The organism is Lapillicoccus sp. (genome assembly GCF_046595215.1).
Lineage (GTDB): Bacteria > Actinomycetota > Actinomycetes > Actinomycetales > Dermatophilaceae > Lapillicoccus.
In genome coordinates this window covers 14,380-33,284 of record NZ_JBKJPP010000100.1, presented here as the reverse complement: position 1 = coordinate 33,284, position 18,905 = coordinate 14,380, and the positions used below count along the sequence as shown (strand labels likewise).

Genomic DNA, 18,905 nt, shown 5'->3' with positions numbered 1-18,905 from the left:
CGGCTCGTGGCCGTGCTCGCTCAGCCAGCCCAGCAGGTGGGCCTTGAGCTCGAGGCCGGCGTGGTCGGAGCCGATGTGCACGCGCATGCGCCGAAGTCTGGCAGACCCCTCCCCACGCTAGAGGCCGAGAGCGGCCAGCTCGCGTGCCAGACCCACGCCGTCGGGCGAGCGCACAGAGGGGACTCCCGGCACCTCGGTGTGGGCGCCGGCCTCGGCGTCCGCGCGCTCGACGGGGGTGCCGTGCGCGAGCACCTGCTGGGTGGCGGTGAGCTCCCGGATCGCGATCGCCCGGACCCGGTCGGGGTGCCCGCGGGCGAAGTCGGCGTAGATGACCGGGTCGTGCTGGCCGTCGTCACCGACCAGCACCCAGCGGATCCGCGGGAAGTCGCGCACCAGCGACTCCAGGCAGGCGTGCTTGTGCTCCTGTCCGCTGCGGAACCAGCCGGTGTTGGTGGGTCCCCAGTCGGTGAGCAGCAGTGGCCCGCGGGGGTATCCGTGGTTCTTGAGGAACCGGGTCAGGGTCGGCGCGGTGTTCCAGGCGCCGGTCGAGACGTAGACGATCGGGGCGCCGGGGTGGTGGTCGAGCAGCTCGCGATACATCGGCGCCATCCCCGGGACGACGTGCCGGGCGCCCTCGTGCCGCACGAACGTGTTCCACGCTGCGATCATCATGCGCGGCAACGAGGTCGAGATGACGGTGTCGTCGATGTCGCTGACGAGCCCGTAAGAGACGTCCGGGCCGATGACGAAGACGCTCGCGTGCACCGGGTCGGCGTGCAGGGCGCTGATCGTCACGTCGTGCCAGCCCGGCGCCAGCCCGTGGTCGTGGAAGGTGAGATCGACGTGACCGGAGCGGTCGCTGCGTCCGTGGGCCAGGTGCTCGCCGACCCGCACGGTGACGGGGACGTCCATCGCGGGCGCGAGGACGAAGGCCTTCCACCCCCGGTTGCGCCCGTCGGGTGAACGCAACCCGCCGTAGGTGGTGTCGTCCTGCGGGTCGTCCTCTACCGGTCCGCGGGTCCGACCCAGGAGCACCCGGGCGAGGATGCGGACGAAGTCCGGCGAGCCGTATCCGACGTGGCCGATGATCCGGTTGCCCCACCCGCGACGCCGCAGACCGCGGTCCACCTGGCGGTGCCAGGCGTCCTCGACGATGGCGGCGGCGTGCGGTCGCGACATGCCTCAAACCTATTCCATGCCCGTATGCCGTGCACCGGCCCGGCGACGCGGGTCACCACGGCGCAGCCATCGGTCACGACGACGCAGTAGCCCAAGCCTTCCTGCGCCCCTGGTGGTGGCCGCGGCGGTGCCGCCCGGCGACCGGGACCGGATCGCCTCGATCTCGGCGAGGGTCCGGATGATGTCCCGATCCGCTTCGAGGTCGACGCCGAACGGCATCCTGCTCAGTCCACGGGTGAGGCGGTGGGTGTGCTCCAGCGTCACCCCGATCCAGGCAACGAATCCGACGAGGAACAGCATGACGATGACGGTGTCCATGGCAGTAAGTATCTGCTCATCAAAATCAGGTCACGAGTGGCAGAACTGACGTTGTTCGTCATATTCCTGCCAGTCGTGACATGCTGGGGTGATGGCTCTCCATCGCGTTGCCGTGCTCGTGGGTGAGCAGACGGCTGCCTTCGAGTTCGGCGTCCTGTGCGAGGTGTTCGGCATCGACCGCAGTGCACAGGGGGTGCCCACCTTCGACTTCCGGGTGTGTGCCGAGGACCCGGACCGCCCCGTCCGGATGCCCAACGGTCTCTCCCTGACCGTGCCCTTCGGGCTCGAGGGCCTCGAGGGCGCCGACCTCGTCGCCGTGCCGGCCACCGAGCTGCGGGAGTTCTCCCCCGTCCTGCTCGACGCCCTGCGGCGCGCCCATGCCGCCGGAGCCATCATCCTGTCGGTCTGCTCCGGCGTGTTCGTCCTCGGCGCCGCCGGCCTGCTCGACGACCGCGACTGTGCGACGCACTGGATGAACACCGACGAGCTCGCGGCGGCCCACCCCCGGGCGCGCGTCAACCGCGACGTCCTCTTCGTCGACGACGGCTCCGTCATCACCAGCGCCGGGACCGCGGCAGGCATCGACGCCTGCCTGCACCTGGTCCGGCGTGAGCTCGGTGCCGCCGTTGCCACGGCGATCGCGCGCCGGATGGTGGTGCCGCCTCAGCGGGACGGCGGCCAGCGCCAGTTCGTCGACCTCCCCGTCCCTGCCTGCTCCTCCGACAGCCTCGAACCGGTCCTGACCTGGATGGTCACGCACCTCGGCGAGGACCAACCCGTGCGCGAGCTGGCCAAGCAGGCGGCCATGTCGACGCGGACCTTCGCCCGCCGGTTCGTCGCCGAGACCGGGACGACACCGGCGAGATGGCTGTCGCTGCAACGAATCCACCACGCCCGAGAGCTCCTCGAGGAGAGCGACCTCAGCATCGAGTCGGTCGCACGCCACAGCGGCTTCGGCAGCGGCGCGCTCCTGCGCCACCACTTCACCCGGCAGGTCGGCGTGCCACCGGGCGACTACCGGCGCAGTTTCACCCATGCCGGCTGACCCTGCCCGGGCCCTGCACCAGCGCGTGCGCTCCACCGCAGCCCGTGCGGCAGGATCGCCGTCATGAGCGACCTGGACCTCTCCGCCCTGACCCCGGCCCGGCTCCGCGCCAGACGGACCATCAAGTGGAACGCCTACCCGCAGGACGTCCTGCCGCTCTGGGTGGCGGAGATGGACTACCCCACGGCGCCCCCGGTCATGGCCGCCCTGCGCAGGGCCGTCGACGCCGAGACCTTCGGCTACCCGCTGTCGGCCCGCGACTCCGGCCTGGCGGAGGCGCTCGTCGACTGGCTGGCGGGCCGGCACGGCTGGCAGGTCGAGGCAGAGCGGGTCTTCGCCCTCGCCGACGTGCTCACAGGAGTGTCGCTGGCGGTGGAGACCTTCAGCGGGCCCGACGACGCGGTGGTCATTCCGACCCCCGCCTACATGCCGTTCTTCTCCGTCGTCGAGCTGACCGGACGCCCGCAGGTCCACGTCCCGATGGTCCTCGAGGACGACCGGTGGACCCTCGACCTCGACGGGATCGACCGCGCCTTCGCCCACGGCGCCCGCACCCTGATCCTCTGCAACCCGCACAACCCGTTGGGCCGGGTCCACTCGCGCCACGAGCTCCTGGCCCTGGCCGACGTCGTCACCCGGCACGGCGCCCGCGTCATCAGCGACGAGATCCACGCCCCACTGGTCCTCGAGGGCCGCCACCTCCCCTACGCCAGCCTCACCGACGCGACGGCTGCCCACACCGTCACGGTCCTGTCCGCCTCCAAGGCGTGGAACCTCCCCGGCCTCAAATGCGCCCAGGTCGTGACCTCCAACGCCGCGGACACGAAGGCGTGGCAGGCGATTCCGGTCTGGAAGACCATCGGCGTCTCGACGCTGGGCATCGAGGCCAACATCGCGGCATACCGGGAGGGCGGTGCGTGGATGAGCGAGGTGACGGCGCTGCTCGACCAGCACCGCTCCCTCGTCGCCGCGGCGGTCGAGCGCATGCCGGGGGTGAGGCACCGACGCAACGAGGGCACCTACCTGGCGTGGCTCGACCTCACCGAGCTCGGCCTCGACGTCGAGCCCGCCGACTGGCTGCTCGCCGAGGCCAGGGTCGCCCTCAACCCCGGCGTCCCGTTCGGCGTCGAACCGCTGCGGTATGCCCGCCTCAACTTCGCGACGACGAGCGCGATCCTCGAGGAGGCCTTGTCCCGGATCGCGGTCGCTGTCGGATCCCGTTGAGGCTCAGGCCCTGGCGGCGTCCTTGATCGGCACGTCGGGGTCGGCCAGCTTGTCCCGGTCGACGGCGGCTCGCGAGGAGATCAGCTCCTGGATGTCGTCCTGGACGTCCCACACGTTGACGTTCATCCCGGCCGTGACCCGGTCTCCGTCGAGCCAGAACGCGACGAACTCGCGCCCCGACAGGTCGCCCCGCACGACGACCTCGTCATCGGGGCCGCCGTGGCCGGAGTACTCCAGCCCGAGGTCGTACTGGTCGGAGTAGAAGAACGGCAGCTTGTCGAAGTCGCCCTTCCGGCCGAGCATCCCCTTGGCGACCGAGGCGGGGCGATCCAGCGCGTTGGCCCAGTGCTCGACGCGGACCCGCATGCCGAGCGCCGGCGTCTCGGCGTTGGCGACGTCGCCGACGGCGAAGACGTCCGGGTCCGAAGTGCGTCCCTGCGCGTCGACGAGGATGCCGTTGTCGACGTCGAGACCCGAGGACACCGCGAGGTCGGTGTTGGGGGTCGCGCCGATGCCGATGAGGACGACGTCCGCAGCCAGGGTGGTCCCGTCCTCGAGACGCACCGAGCCGACCTTGTGCGTGCCCTCCCCCGGGTCGATGCCCGCGACCGTGACCCCGGTGCGCACGTCGACGTCGTGGTCGCGGTGCAGCTGGGCGAAGACCGCTCCCAGCTCCACACCGAGAACCCCCGCCAGCGGCTGCCCGGCCATCTCGAGGACGGTGACGTGAGCACCCGCCTCGTGAGCCGCCGAGGCCGCCTCGAGCCCGATCCAGCCACCGCCGATGATGACGACGTCGGCGTCCTTGACCAGGGCCGCCCGCAGCCTGTCGCTGTCGTCGATCGTCCGCAGGTAGAGCACGCCCCCGAGGTCAGCCCCCGGCAGGTCGGAGTGGCGCGGGGACGCGCCGGTGGCCAGGAGGAGCGTGTCGTATGCCGTGCGCGACCCGTCCGTCGCCACGACCTGGTGGTCGGTGCGCTCGATGGCGGTCACCCCGGTGCCGAGCCGCAGCTCCACGTCGTGGTCCACGTACCACCCCTCGGGGTGGACCAGGGTGTCCGCCACCGGCGACTCGCCCTTGAGGTAGGCCTTAGAGAGAGGCGGCCGCTCGTAGGGCGCATGGGACTCGGCGGCGAAGAGGACGATGCGGCCGGTGTAGCCCTCGTCCCGCAGCGCCTCGGCCGACTTCGCGCCGGCCAGCCCCCCGCCGACGATGACGATCTGGTCAGACGTGGTCACGGTGTGCTCCCTCTCGACGTGGACGTCAGCCCCTTCGGGCTGTCCGCACCCGACGGCAACGGGTGTGAGGATGGGGCCCATGGGGAACCCGACACCGTGCAACCTACGCCACCGCTCGGCGACGGTCGGTCTGGCCCTGGTCGCCGTCCTCGGTCCGAGCCTGGGCGCGTGCACCGCCGCCGCCAAGCCCCCGGAGCCCAACGCCGCGGCGCAGGCCCTGGCGACCGGCCTCGGGTCGGCGGACCTGTCGAAGGTGGTCTTCGACGGGGCCGCCCCGGCGGACGCCACGGCCTTCGTCACCACGGCCATCGGCGAGCTCAAGGACGTCAAGCGCACCGTGAGCGTGGCGAAGGTCACCAGGACGCCGGGCAACGACGCGGCGGCGCAGGCCTCCCTCTCCTACGCGTGGGACGTGACCGGCGCTGCCCCCGGGTGGACCTACAGCACCCAGGTCGCCCTCCGGCTCGCCGAGGACAAGACGTGGCACGTCACCTGGTCGCCGGCCCTGCTCGCACCCCAGCTCACCGCCATGGAGCGCCTGGTGCGCGCCCGCACCCAGGCCAAGCGCGCGGACATCGTCGGGGCCGGCTCGGTGCCACTCGTCACCGAGCGCGCCACCTACCAGATCGGCATCGACAAGGGCCGGATCGAGCCGGCCCAGACGGCCTCCTCCGCCACCGCCCTCGCCGCCCTGCTCGGGATCGATGCCACCGCCTACGGCAAGGCCGTCACGTCGGCAGGAGCCAAGGCCCTCGTCGTCGCCCTGACGCTGCGGGCCGACGACCCGCTGGCCACGAGCAAGGCCGACGCCGTCGCGGCGATCCCGGGAGCGGTGCGCCTCCCCGGCAAGGCGGCCATCGGACCCTCGCCCACGTTTGCCCGAGCGCTGCTCGGCACCGTCGGCCAGGCCACGGCAGAGATCGTCCAGCAGTCGTCCGGCACGATCTCGGCCGGGGACGTCGTCGGGCTGTCCGGTCTCGAGCAGCGTTACGACGCGCGGTTGCGCGGCACCGACGGGCTCACGGTGGCGGCGGTGGGCACCGACGCCGCGGGCACGGCCACGACCCGCAACCTCTTCACCCAGGCGGCGGCTCCGGGCCAGCCCCTGGCGATCACCCTCGACCCGGCCGGGCAGAACGCCGCCGAGGCGGCCCTCGCCGGCGTGCCGGGCACTCCCACCGCCCTGGTGGCCATCCGCCCGTCGACCGGCGAGATCCTCGCCGCCGCGAACGGTCCCGCCACCAACGGGCAGGCCCTGGCGACGACCGGGCACGCCGCGCCCGGGTCGACCTTCAAGATCGTGTCGTCGCTCGCCCTGCTGCGGGCCGGAGTCACCCCCGACTCCGTCGTCGCGTGCACCCCGACGGTGGTCGTCGACGGCCGGACCTTCAAGAACTACAACGACTACCCGGCCGACAAGCTCGGGCAGATCCCGTTGCGCACCGCCTTGGCCAACTCGTGCAACACCGCCTTCATCTCCCAGAACCGCACGGTCTCACAGGCCGACCTGGCTGCTGCGGCGGCCTCCTTGGGCATCGGTGTCGACCTCGACCTGGGCTTCCCGGCCACCCTCGGCTCGGTCCCGGACCAGGGCCAGGGCACCGAGCACGCCGCATCGATGATCGGCCAGGCCAAGGTCCAGGTGGCGCCGATGGACATGGCCACGGTCGTCGCCTCGGTGATGAACGGCTCCGTCGTCCGCCCCAAGCTGCTGACCGACAACCCCGCCGCCGCGTCGTTCCCGGCCCCTGCCAAGCCACTGCAGCCCGCCGAGGCGCAGGCCCTCCAGGCCATGATGGGCGCCGTCGTCTCGGAGGGCAGCGGCCGGGTCCTCGCGGATGTCGGCGTGACCCTCGCCAAGACGGGGACCGCGGAGTTCGGCACCGACACGCCCCCGAAGACACACGCGTGGATGGTCGCGGGCAAGGGCGACCTCGCCGTCGCCGCCTACGTCGAGGACGGGGTCTCCGGATCGCAGTCGGCTGCGCCGCTCATCAAGGCCTTCCTCCAGTCCTACGCCGGCTGACGGGATGGTGTCCGGGGTTGCGCCCGGGACCCGGAGGCGGTCGACTGTCCTCTGGTGGACCCGCGCCGCTCGGTCGGGTCCCGCGCTCGACAGAGGGAGGCTCGGATGTCCGGGACAATGCCCGACGAGGAGACGGAGGCCAGCGCGGCGCCCCCGGCCGTAGTCGAGGTCGCCACGGTCGTCACCCATCCGGTCGGCCACGTCTGGAAGGCCCTCACGACAGCCGACGGGGCGCAGGCCCTGCTCGGCCGGGGCGCGACGCTCGGCGGCAAGGGGGAGCCGTGGCACGCCGAGGACGGCACGCACGGCGTCTGGCGCAGCTATCACCCCCTTGAGCAGGTGCGGGTGTCCTGGCACGCGGACGCCGACGCCCCCCGGTCCCTCGTCGACCTGACATTCGCCGCCGAGGGCGAGGGGACCCGCCTCACGCTGCGCCACGAGCACGCCGACGGAGACCCAGCCGCGCTGCGGCAGCGCTGGAGCGAGGCGCTGACCCGTCTCGACGACCTCGCCACCTGAGCGGCAATGCGGGGTCTTCCGGCCTGCATGGGCAGTGATGGCGCTGGTTGACCCGACGCTGTGGGTTGGGGGAAGGATCGTGGGCTCCGCCCGGGAGCCGGTGATCTGTCACCTTCAGGCCAGGAGGCCCGCGGACCCCGATTCGCTGCCCCTGCGGAAGCTCAGGTCACCGCCCACCGGCGGTCACCGCGCGGCCACGACGTCCACGTCGGCGGCCTTGACGTAGCCGACCCGGTGGCCGAACGAGACCTGGTAGTACCTCTCCTGGCCGACGACGTCGACGTGGTCCGTCGGCGGCATCCCGGCGAACGTCGAGGCGCGGTAGTAGTCGGTCGAGACGCTCGCGTCGGTGAGCACGGCGCGCTGCCCGGGCGCGACGCTGGACGGCAGCGGGACGACGGCCTGCACCGGGATGCCTGCAGGATAGGCCGACGCCTCGGGATAGGCCCGCCCGTAGATCGGGGCCGACGTCGTCCCGGCCCTCGGCGTGATGAAGGAACCGGGGACGGCGATCGCCGTCGGGGCCCGGGTCGGGTTGAGGAACCAGGCTGCGACCCCGTCGTACCAGATCGCGGTCCAGTCACCTCGGCGAGCAGCCACGGCATACTCCACCCCGGCCGTGGCGCGAGCCCCGATGTCGGCGACCTCCGTCGTCGACGCGCTGCCGTCGGGGTGCAGGCCGATGTCGTTCACCAGCGGCGCGAGGCCACTCGGCTCGGTGTGCAGGTAGACGAAGTTCGTCCCCTGTGGGCCGCAGGCGACGCCGGGCGCGGCGCAACCGGTGACGACCTGCTGGTTCTTCCTGAACCCCGGCAGGATGCGCACGATGTCCTGGCTCGCGCGTCCCCTGGTCTTGTCCAGCGGTGCCCCCAGGAGGTCGAAGTAGTGCTGCCAGTCCCAGTAGGGGCCCGGGTCCCAGTGCATGCGGCGGACCGTCGCGGGGGTGGTGCCGGGCACCTGGTCGTGGCCGATGATGTGGGCACGGTCGAGCGGGATGGAGTACTTCGCCGCCAGGTGGCCCACGAGCCGCGCCGACTTGCGGTAGAGGGCCTCGGTGTACCACGTGGCCCCGGCGGCCGCGAAGCCCTCGTGCTCGAGCCCGATGGAGTGTCCGTTGACGTACCAGTTGCCCGCGTGCCACGCGACGTCCTTCGTGGCGACGTGCTGGGCGATGTGGCCGTCCGAGGATCGCAGCGAGTAGTGCCACGACACGTAGGTCGGGTCCTGGACCAGCTTGAGCGTGGTATCCCAGCTCGCCTCGGTGTCGTGGATGACGATGGAGTCGACGGTCGGCCCGGTGGTGGAGCGCTGGGCGAGGTCGTGGTTGCCGTAGTCACCCGCGCCGGGGCCGTAATGCTCGTAGGGCGCCGGCCACCAGTCGCACGCCAGTCCGGGGGGGCACTCGACGTGGGGGTCGGGCTTGGCCCGGTGGAGCCGGAGCGTGCCGATCTGGTCCTTCTGGGCCGTGGTCGGGGTCGCCATGAGGGTGACGTCCTTGCCGTCGGTCGTCGTGCGGGCGGCGCCCGCCGCCATCACGGCATATGTCTCATCCGCGAACGACGCAGCGTCCGCCTCGTCACTGGCGTGACTGGCGTCCGCCACGGTGGCGTACCACTGGCCCGGATCCGACGTGGTCCCGGTGGGAAGGCCGAGCCTCGCCTGGGTCGCGGCGAGCAGGGCAGCGCCGCCGCGGATGTTGGCGTCGGCGTCCTCGCGGAGCACCTCGCGCTTGACCCCGAGGAGGGTGGCCGCCCGTCCGAGCGTGTCGACGCCTGCGGGGACGGAGCCGGCCACGCTGCCGTCCGTGCCGTTCCTGCCATCGGCCTGGCCGCCGGCGAAGAGGGTGCCGTCGACGAGGTTCATCGGGCCGTAGCCGCCGTCGGTGTTGTGCTCACCGGCGTGGGCCTCCCACCGGCTCTGCGCGTAGGAGACCGCCTCGAGCACCTGCTGCGGGACGCCGTAGTCCTGCGCTGCCCGGGCGAATGCCGTCGCCCGGGAGGTCGGGCCCGAGTCCGAGGGGGCAGCGGCGGCCTGCGTCGACCCGAGCGCAAGGGCGCCGAGGAGCGACAGGGTTGAGGTGAGCGCCACGACGACCCGGCGCACTCTCCTCGTCGTGGTGGGGTGGGTCATGGATGCGCCTCCGAGGGGGGCCGCCGTAGCGGGCGGTCTCACCAGTGAACCACCGCCGCCACTACCCCGCATCCTGTGGTTTTTTGACGCGTTAACCTGAGTGTGCTCCGGCCGACGGACGGTCGGGTGCCGCCACCGTCGAGGAGCCCGGATGATCAAGGTCTACCTGGTGATCCTCGTGGTCGTCGTGGCCCTTCTCGCGATCCCCACGACCCGCAGGGCCGTGATGGGCGCCCGCGGCCTCTTCACCCGCCGGACCGGCGCCGACACCGTCCAGCGAGCCGCGGACGCCGCCCGCACCGCCGGCGGCGCGGCGCGCGGCGCCGGCGAGGCCGCCCGCACCGCCGGTGATGCGGTGACGAGCAGCCGGGTGGGCCACCAGCTCGACAAGCTCGCCCAGACCCTCGTCATCGCCGCCCCGGTGGAGCAGGTCGCTCCGGTGCTCACCCGCGCGATGGAAGCGACCTCGGTGCTCGACCCCGTCGCCACGCTGCCCGGCGAGTCCCTTGCCTGGGCCCACTCGGGCCTCACCGACACCCGCCTCGCCGCCATCGCGCACGAGGGCGGCACGACGGTGTTCGGCGTCGTGGCCTTCGAGTACGCGATGCGGATGCCACAGGGCGCCTCGGCGGCCGACCAGGCCGTCGACCGGGCCCGAGAGATGCTCGCCGAGCAGGGGATCTCCGTGCAGGTCGTCAACCGCAGCTTCGATCCTGGGCCGACGATCACCGCGGACGGCCCGCGCGTGGCGCAGCCCTTCAGCTGACTTCGGCTCCTGCCGCGGCGGAGCGAGCCCGGGCCCGACCGGTCACCGGCTTTCTCGCGCGACCGGGGGAGGGACGGGGTGGGCCGGTCCCTACCGCGCCGGCGCTGCCACGCCCGTGGCCGTTCCCCCCGCCGCCGAGCTCGGTGTTGGTGTGGCCGGTGCCGGTGCCGGCGGCGGTGCCGAGGCCGCAGGCGGTGCCGAGGCCGGCGGCGGTGCCGACAGCGCAGGCGGTGCCGACGGCGCAGGCGGCGCAGCCGGCGACGTGGTCGCCGTGGGGCTCGGCGTCACGGTGCCCGTCCCGGTCGCGGTGCCCGTGGCGGTCGTGGCCTCCGACGGGCGGATCGTGGGCGTCGCTGTCGTGACTGCGCTGTCGCCGGGGCTGCGGTCCGCAGGAGCGACCGACGCCACCTGATGCGGCGTGGTGAGGGTCACCACGTTGCCGATGGAGGTGCCCGAGGACGCAGCCCCCGAGAGGGGGTGACCGATGACCTGTTCGACGAGCGTGATGCCGCCGAGGGCAAGGGCGGCGCCCGCCACGAGCCCGGCTACGACCCGCAACCAGAGCGTGGGTCGAGCACGCTGGTCCCGCTCGGGGACGGACGTCCGGGGAGTCTGCGGCGCGACCGGCGCCGGGCAGGGGGCGGGAGCGGGGCCGGGGGTGGTGACCACCCGCACGATCCGCAGCCGCGCCCCGGCGGTGCTCAGGGAGTGGGCGTAGACGGCGGACCCGACCGTCGCGACGAGGGAGCCGACGAGCGCTCCGATGATGGTGCCGGCTACGCCCAGGAAGGAGGCCGCGAGCGCGGCCGTGACGGCAGCCAGCGCGCTGCCGAGCACCTGGGTCACGCTCAGCCCCACGAACGACCTCGCGGGAGCCGGGGCAGCGGTCGACGAGAGGTTTGGCGCAGGGGTCAACGGGGTGTCCCGTGGGGCGGTCGACGGTGAGGTCGACGGATCGGTCAGCGCAGGTGGCATGCGGGTGAAGGTCTCTCGGGTGGGCGGCAGGGAACCCGCCGTCGTCGCCGGGATGTCACTCGAGGATAGGAACCGAGTCTGGACGGGTCCTGTGTGGCGGGCGCCCAGCCCCTTCCAGCTCCTCACGTCCTCACGTCCTCCCGACCTCAGGTCCTCAGGTCCTCAGCACCGCGACGATCAGTCGCATCTGGTGGTCGAAGAGCGCGTCACCGGAGGTGAAGGTGTCGGGTCCGTACTGTCCGAAGACTTCGAGGCTGACGGCCCCGACGAGCGCCGACCATGCCAGGACGCTCCGGGCGAGAACCCCCTCGTCGAGGTGCAGGCCGAGCCCGGTGCGCAGCCGGCGCAGGTCGGCGGCCACGACCCGCGGGAGGGGGACGGGCCCCGCGCCGCGCGCCACCTCGCCCGCGGTAACACCGGCTTCGACCAGTCCGAGGATGACCCGCACGACCCGGGTGCCCGGCTCGGTCGTCTGCGCCGCGGGGGCCTCGTAGCCGGGGACCGGACTGCCGTAGAGGAGCGCATACCTGGCCGGCTCGGCCAGCGCCCACGTCCGCACGGAACGGGCCACGGCGAGGAACCTGGGCTCCAGGCCACCCCGCCCGGACGTCGTCGCGGCATCGACCGCGTCGCCGAGCTCGGTGTAGGCGTCGACGACGAGCAGCGTGAGCAGCTCGTCGCGGTTGGCGACGTATCGATAGACCGCCGAGGACACCATCCCGAGATCGCGCGCGACGGCCCGCAGGGACAGCGCCGCCGCCCCCTGCTCCGCCAGGTGCCGACGGCCGATCTCGAGGACGTGCGCGGAGACATCCTCGCGGCGGGCCTGGCGGGGGCCGGGTGTCGACGTGGTCACCGCCCCATTCTGCCACGTCGAGAGCAGTGCTCTTGCCATCGTCGTCCACCTGCTCTACGCTGCATCAGAGAGCACCGCTCTCGTTTTGCCACTCAATATGCCGTCACCTCCGGAGGCCCTCATGTCCACCCCGCCCTCGCTCCCCCGCTACATCCCCCCGGCCGGTCGCGCCGACGCCGCCTTCTCCACTGCCGTCGCCTGGCTCACCGACCACGGCGTCAGCCTCCTCGGCTCCCGGGTCCTCACCGTGCGCGGTCGGCGGACGGGCACACCTCAACGGGTCCCGGTCAACCTCCTCGTCCTCGACGGCGAGCGTTACCTCGTGGCCCCCCGAGGCAACACCCAGTGGGTCCGCAACATCCGGGCCGCCGGCGAGGCGGAGCTGCGCGTCGGCCGCCGGACCGAACGCGTCACCGTGCTCGAGCTGCCCGCCACCGCTCGCGGACCGGTCCTGCGGGTCTACCTGCGCCGGTGGGGCTGGGAGGTGGGCAGGTTCGTCGAGGGCCTCTCCGCGAGGTCCACCGACGCCGAGGTCGCGCAGGCCGCCCCCGGCATACCGGTGTTCAGGGTGACCTCCGCTGGTGAGCGCCTGACTGCCCTGAGCCCCCGACTGCCCTGAGCCCCTCAGCCCCCACAGAGCTGCGGCGGGCGGTATGTAGAGTCTGGACATGACGACCCCCGAGCTGCACGACAGCGGGTCTGCGGCGTTCCCCGGACCCATGGTCACCGCGCCCACCGCAGGCCGCCCCACCCGGCTGGCGTCGTGAGGGTCCTCGTCGCCGGAGCCTCGGGATTCGTCGGCAGCCGGCTCTGCCCGGCCCTCGTCGAAGCCGGCCACGAGGTGGTGGCCATGACGCGCCACCCCGACACCTACCAGGGGGCGGGCACGGCCGTCCACGGAGACGTGGCCGACGCCGAGACCCTCCACGACGCCCTCGCGGGCTGCGCCGCCGCCTACTACCTGGTGCACTCCCTCGACGCCGAGGACTTCGAGAGGAAGGACGCGCAGGCGGCCGGGTCCTTTGGTCGGAGCGCGGCCGAGGCGGGGCTGGAACGCATCGTCTACCTCGGTGGCCTCGGGGACGACGCCGACGCCCTCTCGGCCCACCTGCGCAGCCGTCGGCAGGTCGAGGAGCTGCTCGGCGACGCCGGGGTCCCCGTGACCGCGCTGCGGGCCGGCATCATTGTCGGGCACGGCGGCATCTCCTGGGAGCTGACGCGCCAGATCGTCGAGCATCTGCCCGCGATGATCACGCCCAAGTGGGTCCGCACCCGCACCCAGCCGATCGCCGTCGACGACGTCGTCCGCTACCTCGTCAGCGTCCTCGACCTGCCCCAGGCGAAGGGACGGGCCCTGGAGATCGGCGGACCCGACGTCCTGCAGTACGTCACGATGATGCGGCGCGTCGCGGCCATCGAAGGACGCCGGCTCCTCATCGTCCCGGTCCCCCTGCTCACCCCGAGGCTGTCGTCGCTGTGGCTGTCCCTCGTCACCGACGTCGACACCACCACCGGACGCGCCCTCGTCGACTCGATGACCAACGAGGTCATCGTGCGCGACGACGCCATCCGCGCGATGGTCCCGTTCGAGCCGATGACCTACGACGAGGCCGTCCGCCGGGCCCTGAGCGAACGCGCCGCGCAGGAGGGCACCCAGGACAGGGGTGCGGCCACCGACCCCGCGGACGACGCGGACCGGGCCCGATGACGACGGACGCCGAGCGGACGTGGGCGCGCGCGCGGCGTTCCCTCGGCTTCCTGCCCCGGCCGTTCCACGACCAGGTGCCGGTGGTGCATCTCGAGACCGACGAGGTCCGGGCCCGCCGACGTCGGGTCGTGACCGCCTTCGGTATCGCGGGCACCGGTCTGCTGGCCGTGTCACTGTCCGCCGAGCCGGGCTCGACCCGGTTCATCTGGCTCACCACGGGCCTGGCCGCGACGTGGGCGGCCGGCGCCTTCGTGTCCGGGCCGCTGCACCTGGGCCGGATCACGGGCTGGGACAACGCGGCCCGGCGCCCGATCGTCACGCCGGTCGCCACCGGGGTCGCCGCCTTCGGGGCGTTCTACGCCGCCGGCCTCGTCGCGCGCCGCATCCCCGTCCTCGACGAGGCGATCGGCGACGTGCTCCGCCACGCAGACCAGGGGTCCGCCCCCCTCGTGCTGTTCACCGCCTGCACCAACGGTTTGGCCGAGGAGCTCTTCTTCCGCGGCCCGCTCTTCGACGTGTTCGACCCCGTCCACCCGGTGCTGCGCTCGACCCTCGCCTACACCGCGGCCACGGCCGCTACCCGCAACCCCGCGCTCACGCTTGCCGCCGGCGCGATGGGCGCGCTCTTCGGACTCCAGCGCAAGGCGTCCGGAGGGGTGCAGGCCCCCGCCCTGACCCACCTCACGTGGTCGGTGCTGATGCTGCGTTTCCTCCCCCCGCTGTTCCGCCGCTCGATCCGCCGGGAAGGGGCCCATGCCTGACGACCGCCCGTCGATCCTGTGGTTCCGCCGCGACCTCCGCCTCGGGGACCACCCCGCCCTCATGGCCGCCGCCGAACAGGGCCCGGTCACAGCGCTGTTCGTCCTCGACGACCGCCTCCTTCGCGCGAGCGGGGCGCCGCGCACGGCATACCTGCTCCGGACCCTGCGCGCCCTCGACACCGACCTGCGCAAGCACGGCGGGCGCCTCGTCCTGCGTCGTGGGCGGCCGGAGCAGGTCGTCCCGGCACTGGCGAAGGAGGTCACCGCCCGGGCGGTGCACCTCAGCGCCGACTACGCGCCCTACGGCGCGGCCCGCGACCGGCGCGTCGAGGCCGCGCTAGGTGACGTCCCGGTCATCGCGACCGGCTCCCCGTATGCCGTGGCGCCGGGGCGGGTGCTCAAGCAGGACGGTGACCCCTACAAGGTCTTCACCCCCTTCCACCGGGCGTGGCTGCAGCACGGCTGGCGCAGGCCCGCCGACTCCGACCCGGCCACGGTCACCTGGCGGGTCGTCGACGGTGACGACGTCCCGGACGACCCCGAGATCGACGCCGACCTGCCCGACGCCGGTGAGCAGGCCGCCCTCGCCGCGTGGGCGAGCTTCCGCGACGAGCACCTCGCGCACTACGAGGCGGACCGCAACCGACCCGACCTCGACCACACGTCGCGGATGTCCCCGCACCTCAAGCTCGGCACGATCCACCCGCGGACGATGCTCGTGGACTGCGGCCGGGTCGGGGCGCCCTACGCGCGGCAGCTCGCGTGGCGCGACTTCTACGCCCACGTCCTGCACCACTGGCCGAACAGCGCCCATGGCTACTTCAAGCCGGAGATGGCGGCGATGACCTATGACGGCGGGGCGGCGGCGGGGCGCGCCTTCGAGGCCTGGGCCGGCGGGCAGACCGGATTCCCCATCGTCGACGCGGGGATGCGGCAGCTGCTGGCCACCGGCTGGATGCACAACCGGGTGCGGATGATCGTCGCGTCGTTCCTCGTCAAGGACCTCCACCTGGAGTGGACCCGCGGCGCCCGGCACTTCATGGACCACCTCATTGACGGCGACCTCGCCAGCAACCAGCACGGCTGGCAGTGGACCGCCGGCACGGGCACCGACGCCTCGCCCTACTTCCGGGTGTTCAACCCGATCAGCCAGGGCCAGAAGTTCGACCCCCGGGGCGACTACGTGCGGCGGTGGGTCCCCGAGCTGAAAGGGCTGTCCGGCAAGGCTGTTCACGAGCCCTGGACGGCCGACCCAGTCCCCGTTGGCTACCCCGCACCGATCGTCGACCACGCCACCGAGCGCGTCGAGGCGCTCGAGCGCTACGCCGCAGTCACCCGGCAGCACTGACCCACCCCCGGCGCCACCCGATGCCACCTCGGCAGCGAGACCGCACCGTCACCATCCGCCAGTTGCGGCCACCCTCCTTGGTAGCCAAGCCTGAAGGACGCCGACGGGCGACCTATGGACCGACGGCGATCGAGAACTGCCCGCTCGCCGTGGCGCCGAGGCCGTCGGTGACGCGGGCCGTGAAGAGGTGGGTCCCGGCGGTCGTCGGTGTGCCGAAGAAGGCCGAGCCCACGAGCGAGAGCCCCGGTGGGAGGGTCCCGCCGGTGATCGCCCAGGTGTAGGACGTGACGCCACCGGTGGCCGACAGGACGTCACCGTAGGGCTGCCCCACGGTCCCGGCACTCAGGACGTTGACGCCGCCTGCGATGGCGAGCGCAGGGGCAGCGAGCACCGAGATGGTGAAGGTCCGGCGCGCGGTGGCGCCGGCGCCGTCGCTGACCTCGACGGTGAATGTCGACGTGCCGACCGCCGTGGGGGTGCCGACCACCCGGGCCTCGGGCCTGTTGGGCAAGCTGTTCCCGACAAAGCTCGTCGCGGCCGGCACCTTGCCGGACACCAGCTTGAATCGGAAGGTGGACGGCCCCGGCGGGTCACTCGACACGATGTAGCCGAGGTAGGCCTGCCCCACCGTCGCATCCGGTAGCCGTGACGGGGTGACGAATCCGAGCGGCGCGGGTGCCGCCACCGTCGCCGAGACGCCACTGGAGGCCGCCGAGATGTTCCCGGCGCCGTCGAAGGCCATCACGGTGTAGGTGTAGGTGCCGGGAGCCAGGCCCGAGTTGAGGAAGGTGGTGTCGATGGTCGTGCCCAGCACGGCGCCGTTCCGGGTGACCCGGTAGCCGGTGACGGCGGTGTCGTCGGCGCTGATCGCCCAGCCGAGGCTGATGGTGGTGCCGACAACGGTGGTTGTCAGGTTGGCCGGCACGGTGGGGGCGCTGGTGTCCGTTGGCGGGGGCGGCGGCACTGTCACGGAGGCGCTGTTGGACGAGCCCGAGACGTTCCCGGCGCCGTCCACCGCTGCCACGGTGTAGGTGTACGTGCCGACGGCCAGGCCGGTCCCGTTGTAGAAGGTGTTGAGGGCATCCGTGTGAAACACGCCGTTGCGGGTGATCTTGTAGCCGGTCACAGCGATGTTGTCCGTGCTGGCGGTCCAGCTGAGGTTGGCGGTGGTCCCGCTCAGGACGGCCGTCAGGTTCGCTGGCACGGTGGGGGCGGTCGTGTCCGCCGGCGGGGGCGGAGCGGAGGCCACCGTCACCGACGCGCTGTTGGAGGCGCCCGACACGTTGCCTGCTGCGTCCACGGCGGTCACGGTGTAGCCGTAGGTGCCCGCAGTCAGGCCCGAGTCGGCGAACGTCGTCCCGGCGACCGTGCCTGACAGCACGGCGCCGTTGCGGCTCACCCGATACCCGGCGACGCCCACGGCGTCCGTGCTGGTCGTCCAGCCAAGGTTGGCAGTGGTGCCGGCGAGTGAGGCGGTCAGGTTGGCCGGCACGGTGGGAGCAACGATGTCACCCGGTGTCGGGGGCGACGGCGTCACCGTGCAGCCGGAGAGCCGCACAACCGTCACCGTCGCCGATCCGTCATTGACGTCGACCGAGCAGTCGGAGGGGGGCTGGAACGGGTCGCGTTGGATCCGGAAGGCGCCAGAACCGTCGCTCCGCCCGAGGACCACACCGTCCACCGTGACGTCCCGCAAGGGCAGGGCCGTCCCCTGCAGACGCAGCTGCGTGCCGCTGACCTCCGCCCGCGTCACGGTCGCCACCGCAACGGCCGGCTCTGCCGGGACGAAGGTGAGCACGACGGTCGTCAGCACGAGCCACCACACCGTTCTCGTCAGGTTGACCCCCCGCACGAGCCTCGGTGTGATCATGAGTCTCAGATCCTCCTGGTGCCGACCTTCGCAAGCGTCCTCCGGGCCTCCCTCCTTGTTCTCGTCGCTCGGAGGTTGCGCCTCAATGAGACGAAGGTCGTCGTACCCGAGCGGGGCTGCGGTGTCCAGCCCTGCCGCGTCACCCCCTGAACCGGCCACGGTCCAAGGACGTCTTACCCGACAGGGAGTCGGCCCGGCTCCCCCGACGAGAATGGGTCCACCATGCTTCGAATCTCCCGACCGGCCGCCTTCGCCGCCGGCGCCGTCCTCGGTCTCAGCCTCCTCTCCGCGTCCGCCGCCTCGGCGGACGACAGCCGCTCCGGACACGACGAGGGGGACGTCCTGCGTGCCTCGATCACCGGGAGCATGACCACCGACCCCGTCCTGTTCGGGGTGAAGCCCGGCGGGGCCCCGTGGGTGATCTCGCGCGGGGAGGCCCGCCTCGGCGGCGACGGCAGGCTCGAGGTGGAGGTCCGTGGGCTCATCATCCCCACCCTGGGCACGAACCCCGTTCCCAAGATCTCCGCGAGCGTCGTGTGCAACGGCGCCGTGGTGGCCATGACACGCAGCGTCGCCTTCTCCCCCAAGGGCAACGCCGAGATCGAGGCCACGGTCGCCCTGCCGACGCGCTGCCTGGCGCCGTCCGTGCTGCTCAACCCGAACGACATCCCGGCGGTCTACATCGCGGTCACGGGCCGCTAACGTCCTCGGGCGTCATGTTGGCCAGGGCCCTGGTTGCCCTGGGAAAGCCTCCGGAGTGGTGCGGGGCTTGCCGGAGGGTGCCCCTCCGGAGGTTCCCGGCTGCGCAAGGAGCCAGCACCCACGCCGCAGCCGACGAGATGGGTCAGTGCTGGTTGTGACCCCGTACCCGGGAAAAGGTCGAGGCGTCGGGCCATGACCGAGGACGTCCGGGTCGGCCGGGTGGGCCGACCCGGACGTCA

17 protein-coding genes are annotated in these 18,905 nt (G+C 72.6%); 10 read left to right on the top strand and 7 right to left on the bottom strand.

The annotated features are described in order from the left end of the window. Positions 1 to 117: 117 nt before the first annotated feature. Both ACLL9L_RS08130 and ACLL9L_RS08125 read right to left on the bottom strand, forming a co-directional pair. A complete protein-coding gene (locus ACLL9L_RS08130) occupies positions 118 to 1,179 on the bottom strand; it encodes an App1 family protein (RefSeq protein ID WP_411284142.1) in 1,062 nt (353 codons plus the stop codon). Between the two features lie 9 nt (positions 1,180 to 1,188). Continuing rightward, positions 1,189 to 1,497, bottom strand: coding sequence for a hypothetical protein (locus ACLL9L_RS08125; RefSeq protein WP_411284141.1), 309 nt, complete (start codon positions 1,495 to 1,497; stop codon positions 1,189 to 1,191). Between the two features lie 91 nt (positions 1,498 to 1,588). On the opposite strand from ACLL9L_RS08125, the gene ACLL9L_RS08120 reads away from it, so the two are divergent. Both ACLL9L_RS08120 and ACLL9L_RS08115 read left to right on the top strand, forming a co-directional pair. Then, the gene (locus ACLL9L_RS08120) at positions 1,589 to 2,542 is read left to right on the top strand and encodes a helix-turn-helix domain-containing protein (RefSeq protein WP_411284140.1); all 954 of its coding nucleotides are present in this window, start codon (positions 1,589 to 1,591) and stop codon (positions 2,540 to 2,542) included. Between the two features lie 63 nt (positions 2,543 to 2,605). After that, complete coding sequence (locus ACLL9L_RS08115; protein ID WP_411284139.1) at positions 2,606 to 3,766, top strand: MalY/PatB family protein; 1,161 nt, start codon at positions 2,606 to 2,608, stop codon at positions 3,764 to 3,766. 3 nt (positions 3,767 to 3,769) lie between these two features. Here ACLL9L_RS08115 and ACLL9L_RS08110 read toward each other — a convergent pair whose 3' ends face one another. Then, positions 3,770 to 5,005, bottom strand: a complete 1,236-nt coding sequence (locus ACLL9L_RS08110; protein WP_411284138.1) for an NAD(P)/FAD-dependent oxidoreductase — start codon at positions 5,003 to 5,005, stop codon at positions 3,770 to 3,772. Positions 5,006 to 5,084: 79 nt separating this feature from the next. Here ACLL9L_RS08110 and ACLL9L_RS08105 point away from each other — a divergent pair, with 79 nt between their 5' ends. Further along, positions 5,085 to 7,031 carry a penicillin-binding transpeptidase domain-containing protein gene (locus ACLL9L_RS08105; protein WP_411284137.1) on the top strand — a complete coding sequence of 649 codons (1,947 nt, stop codon included), beginning with the start codon at positions 5,085 to 5,087 and terminating at the stop codon, positions 7,029 to 7,031. Between the two features lie 105 nt (positions 7,032 to 7,136). Then, entirely contained in the window at positions 7,137 to 7,550 is a 414-nt protein-coding gene (locus ACLL9L_RS08100) for an SRPBCC family protein (RefSeq protein ID WP_411284136.1), read from the top strand. Between the two features lie 183 nt (positions 7,551 to 7,733). On the opposite strand, the gene ACLL9L_RS08095 is transcribed toward ACLL9L_RS08100, so the two are convergent. Next, positions 7,734 to 9,680: an N-acetylmuramoyl-L-alanine amidase gene (locus ACLL9L_RS08095; RefSeq protein WP_411284135.1), complete on the bottom strand. Its 1,947-nt coding sequence runs from the start codon at positions 9,678 to 9,680 to the stop codon at positions 7,734 to 7,736. A gap of 151 nt (positions 9,681 to 9,831) precedes the next feature. On the opposite strand from ACLL9L_RS08095, the gene ACLL9L_RS08090 reads away from it, so the two are divergent. After that, positions 9,832 to 10,446 (top strand): hypothetical protein, encoded by a 615-nt coding sequence (locus ACLL9L_RS08090; protein WP_411284134.1) that lies wholly within the window; start codon positions 9,832 to 9,834, stop codon positions 10,444 to 10,446. A gap of 90 nt (positions 10,447 to 10,536) precedes the next feature. Here ACLL9L_RS08090 and ACLL9L_RS08085 read toward each other — a convergent pair whose 3' ends face one another. Both ACLL9L_RS08085 and ACLL9L_RS08080 read right to left on the bottom strand, forming a co-directional pair. After that, positions 10,537 to 11,304: a hypothetical protein gene (locus tag ACLL9L_RS08085; protein WP_411284133.1), complete on the bottom strand. Its 768-nt coding sequence runs from the start codon at positions 11,302 to 11,304 to the stop codon at positions 10,537 to 10,539. A gap of 271 nt (positions 11,305 to 11,575) precedes the next feature. Beyond that, positions 11,576 to 12,277: a TetR/AcrR family transcriptional regulator gene (locus tag ACLL9L_RS08080; protein ID WP_411284132.1), complete on the bottom strand. Its 702-nt coding sequence runs from the start codon at positions 12,275 to 12,277 to the stop codon at positions 11,576 to 11,578. A gap of 121 nt (positions 12,278 to 12,398) precedes the next feature. Between ACLL9L_RS08080 and ACLL9L_RS08075 the strand changes: the two genes are divergently transcribed. The 4 genes from ACLL9L_RS08075 (at position 12,399) to ACLL9L_RS08060 (ending at position 16,094) form a co-directional block, all read left to right on the top strand. Then, positions 12,399 to 12,896 carry a nitroreductase family deazaflavin-dependent oxidoreductase gene (locus ACLL9L_RS08075; protein ID WP_411284131.1) on the top strand — a complete coding sequence of 166 codons (498 nt, stop codon included), beginning with the start codon at positions 12,399 to 12,401 and terminating at the stop codon, positions 12,894 to 12,896. Positions 12,897 to 13,040: 144 nt separating this feature from the next. After that, the gene (locus tag ACLL9L_RS08070) at positions 13,041 to 13,985 is read left to right on the top strand and encodes an NAD(P)H-binding protein (protein WP_411284130.1); all 945 of its coding nucleotides are present in this window, start codon (positions 13,041 to 13,043) and stop codon (positions 13,983 to 13,985) included. After that, complete coding sequence (locus ACLL9L_RS08065) at positions 13,982 to 14,746, top strand: type II CAAX prenyl endopeptidase Rce1 family protein (protein WP_411284129.1); 765 nt, start codon at positions 13,982 to 13,984, stop codon at positions 14,744 to 14,746. Before ACLL9L_RS08070 ends, ACLL9L_RS08065 begins: the two co-directional genes overlap by 4 nt. Next, on the top strand, positions 14,739 to 16,094 hold the full coding sequence (locus ACLL9L_RS08060; RefSeq protein WP_411284128.1) for a cryptochrome/photolyase family protein: 1,356 nt from the start codon (positions 14,739 to 14,741) through the stop codon (positions 16,092 to 16,094). The genes ACLL9L_RS08065 and ACLL9L_RS08060 overlap by 8 nt, the downstream gene beginning before the upstream one ends. A 112-nt stretch (positions 16,095 to 16,206) precedes the next feature. On the opposite strand, the gene ACLL9L_RS08055 is transcribed toward ACLL9L_RS08060, so the two are convergent. Next, positions 16,207 to 17,964, bottom strand: coding sequence for a putative Ig domain-containing protein (locus ACLL9L_RS08055; RefSeq protein WP_411284127.1), 1,758 nt, complete (start codon positions 17,962 to 17,964; stop codon positions 16,207 to 16,209). A gap of 222 nt (positions 17,965 to 18,186) precedes the next feature. Between ACLL9L_RS08055 and ACLL9L_RS08050 the strand changes: the two genes are divergently transcribed. Further along, positions 18,187 to 18,666 carry a hypothetical protein gene (locus ACLL9L_RS08050; RefSeq protein ID WP_411284126.1) on the top strand — a complete coding sequence of 160 codons (480 nt, stop codon included), beginning with the start codon at positions 18,187 to 18,189 and terminating at the stop codon, positions 18,664 to 18,666. Positions 18,667 to 18,905 lie beyond the last annotated feature (239 nt).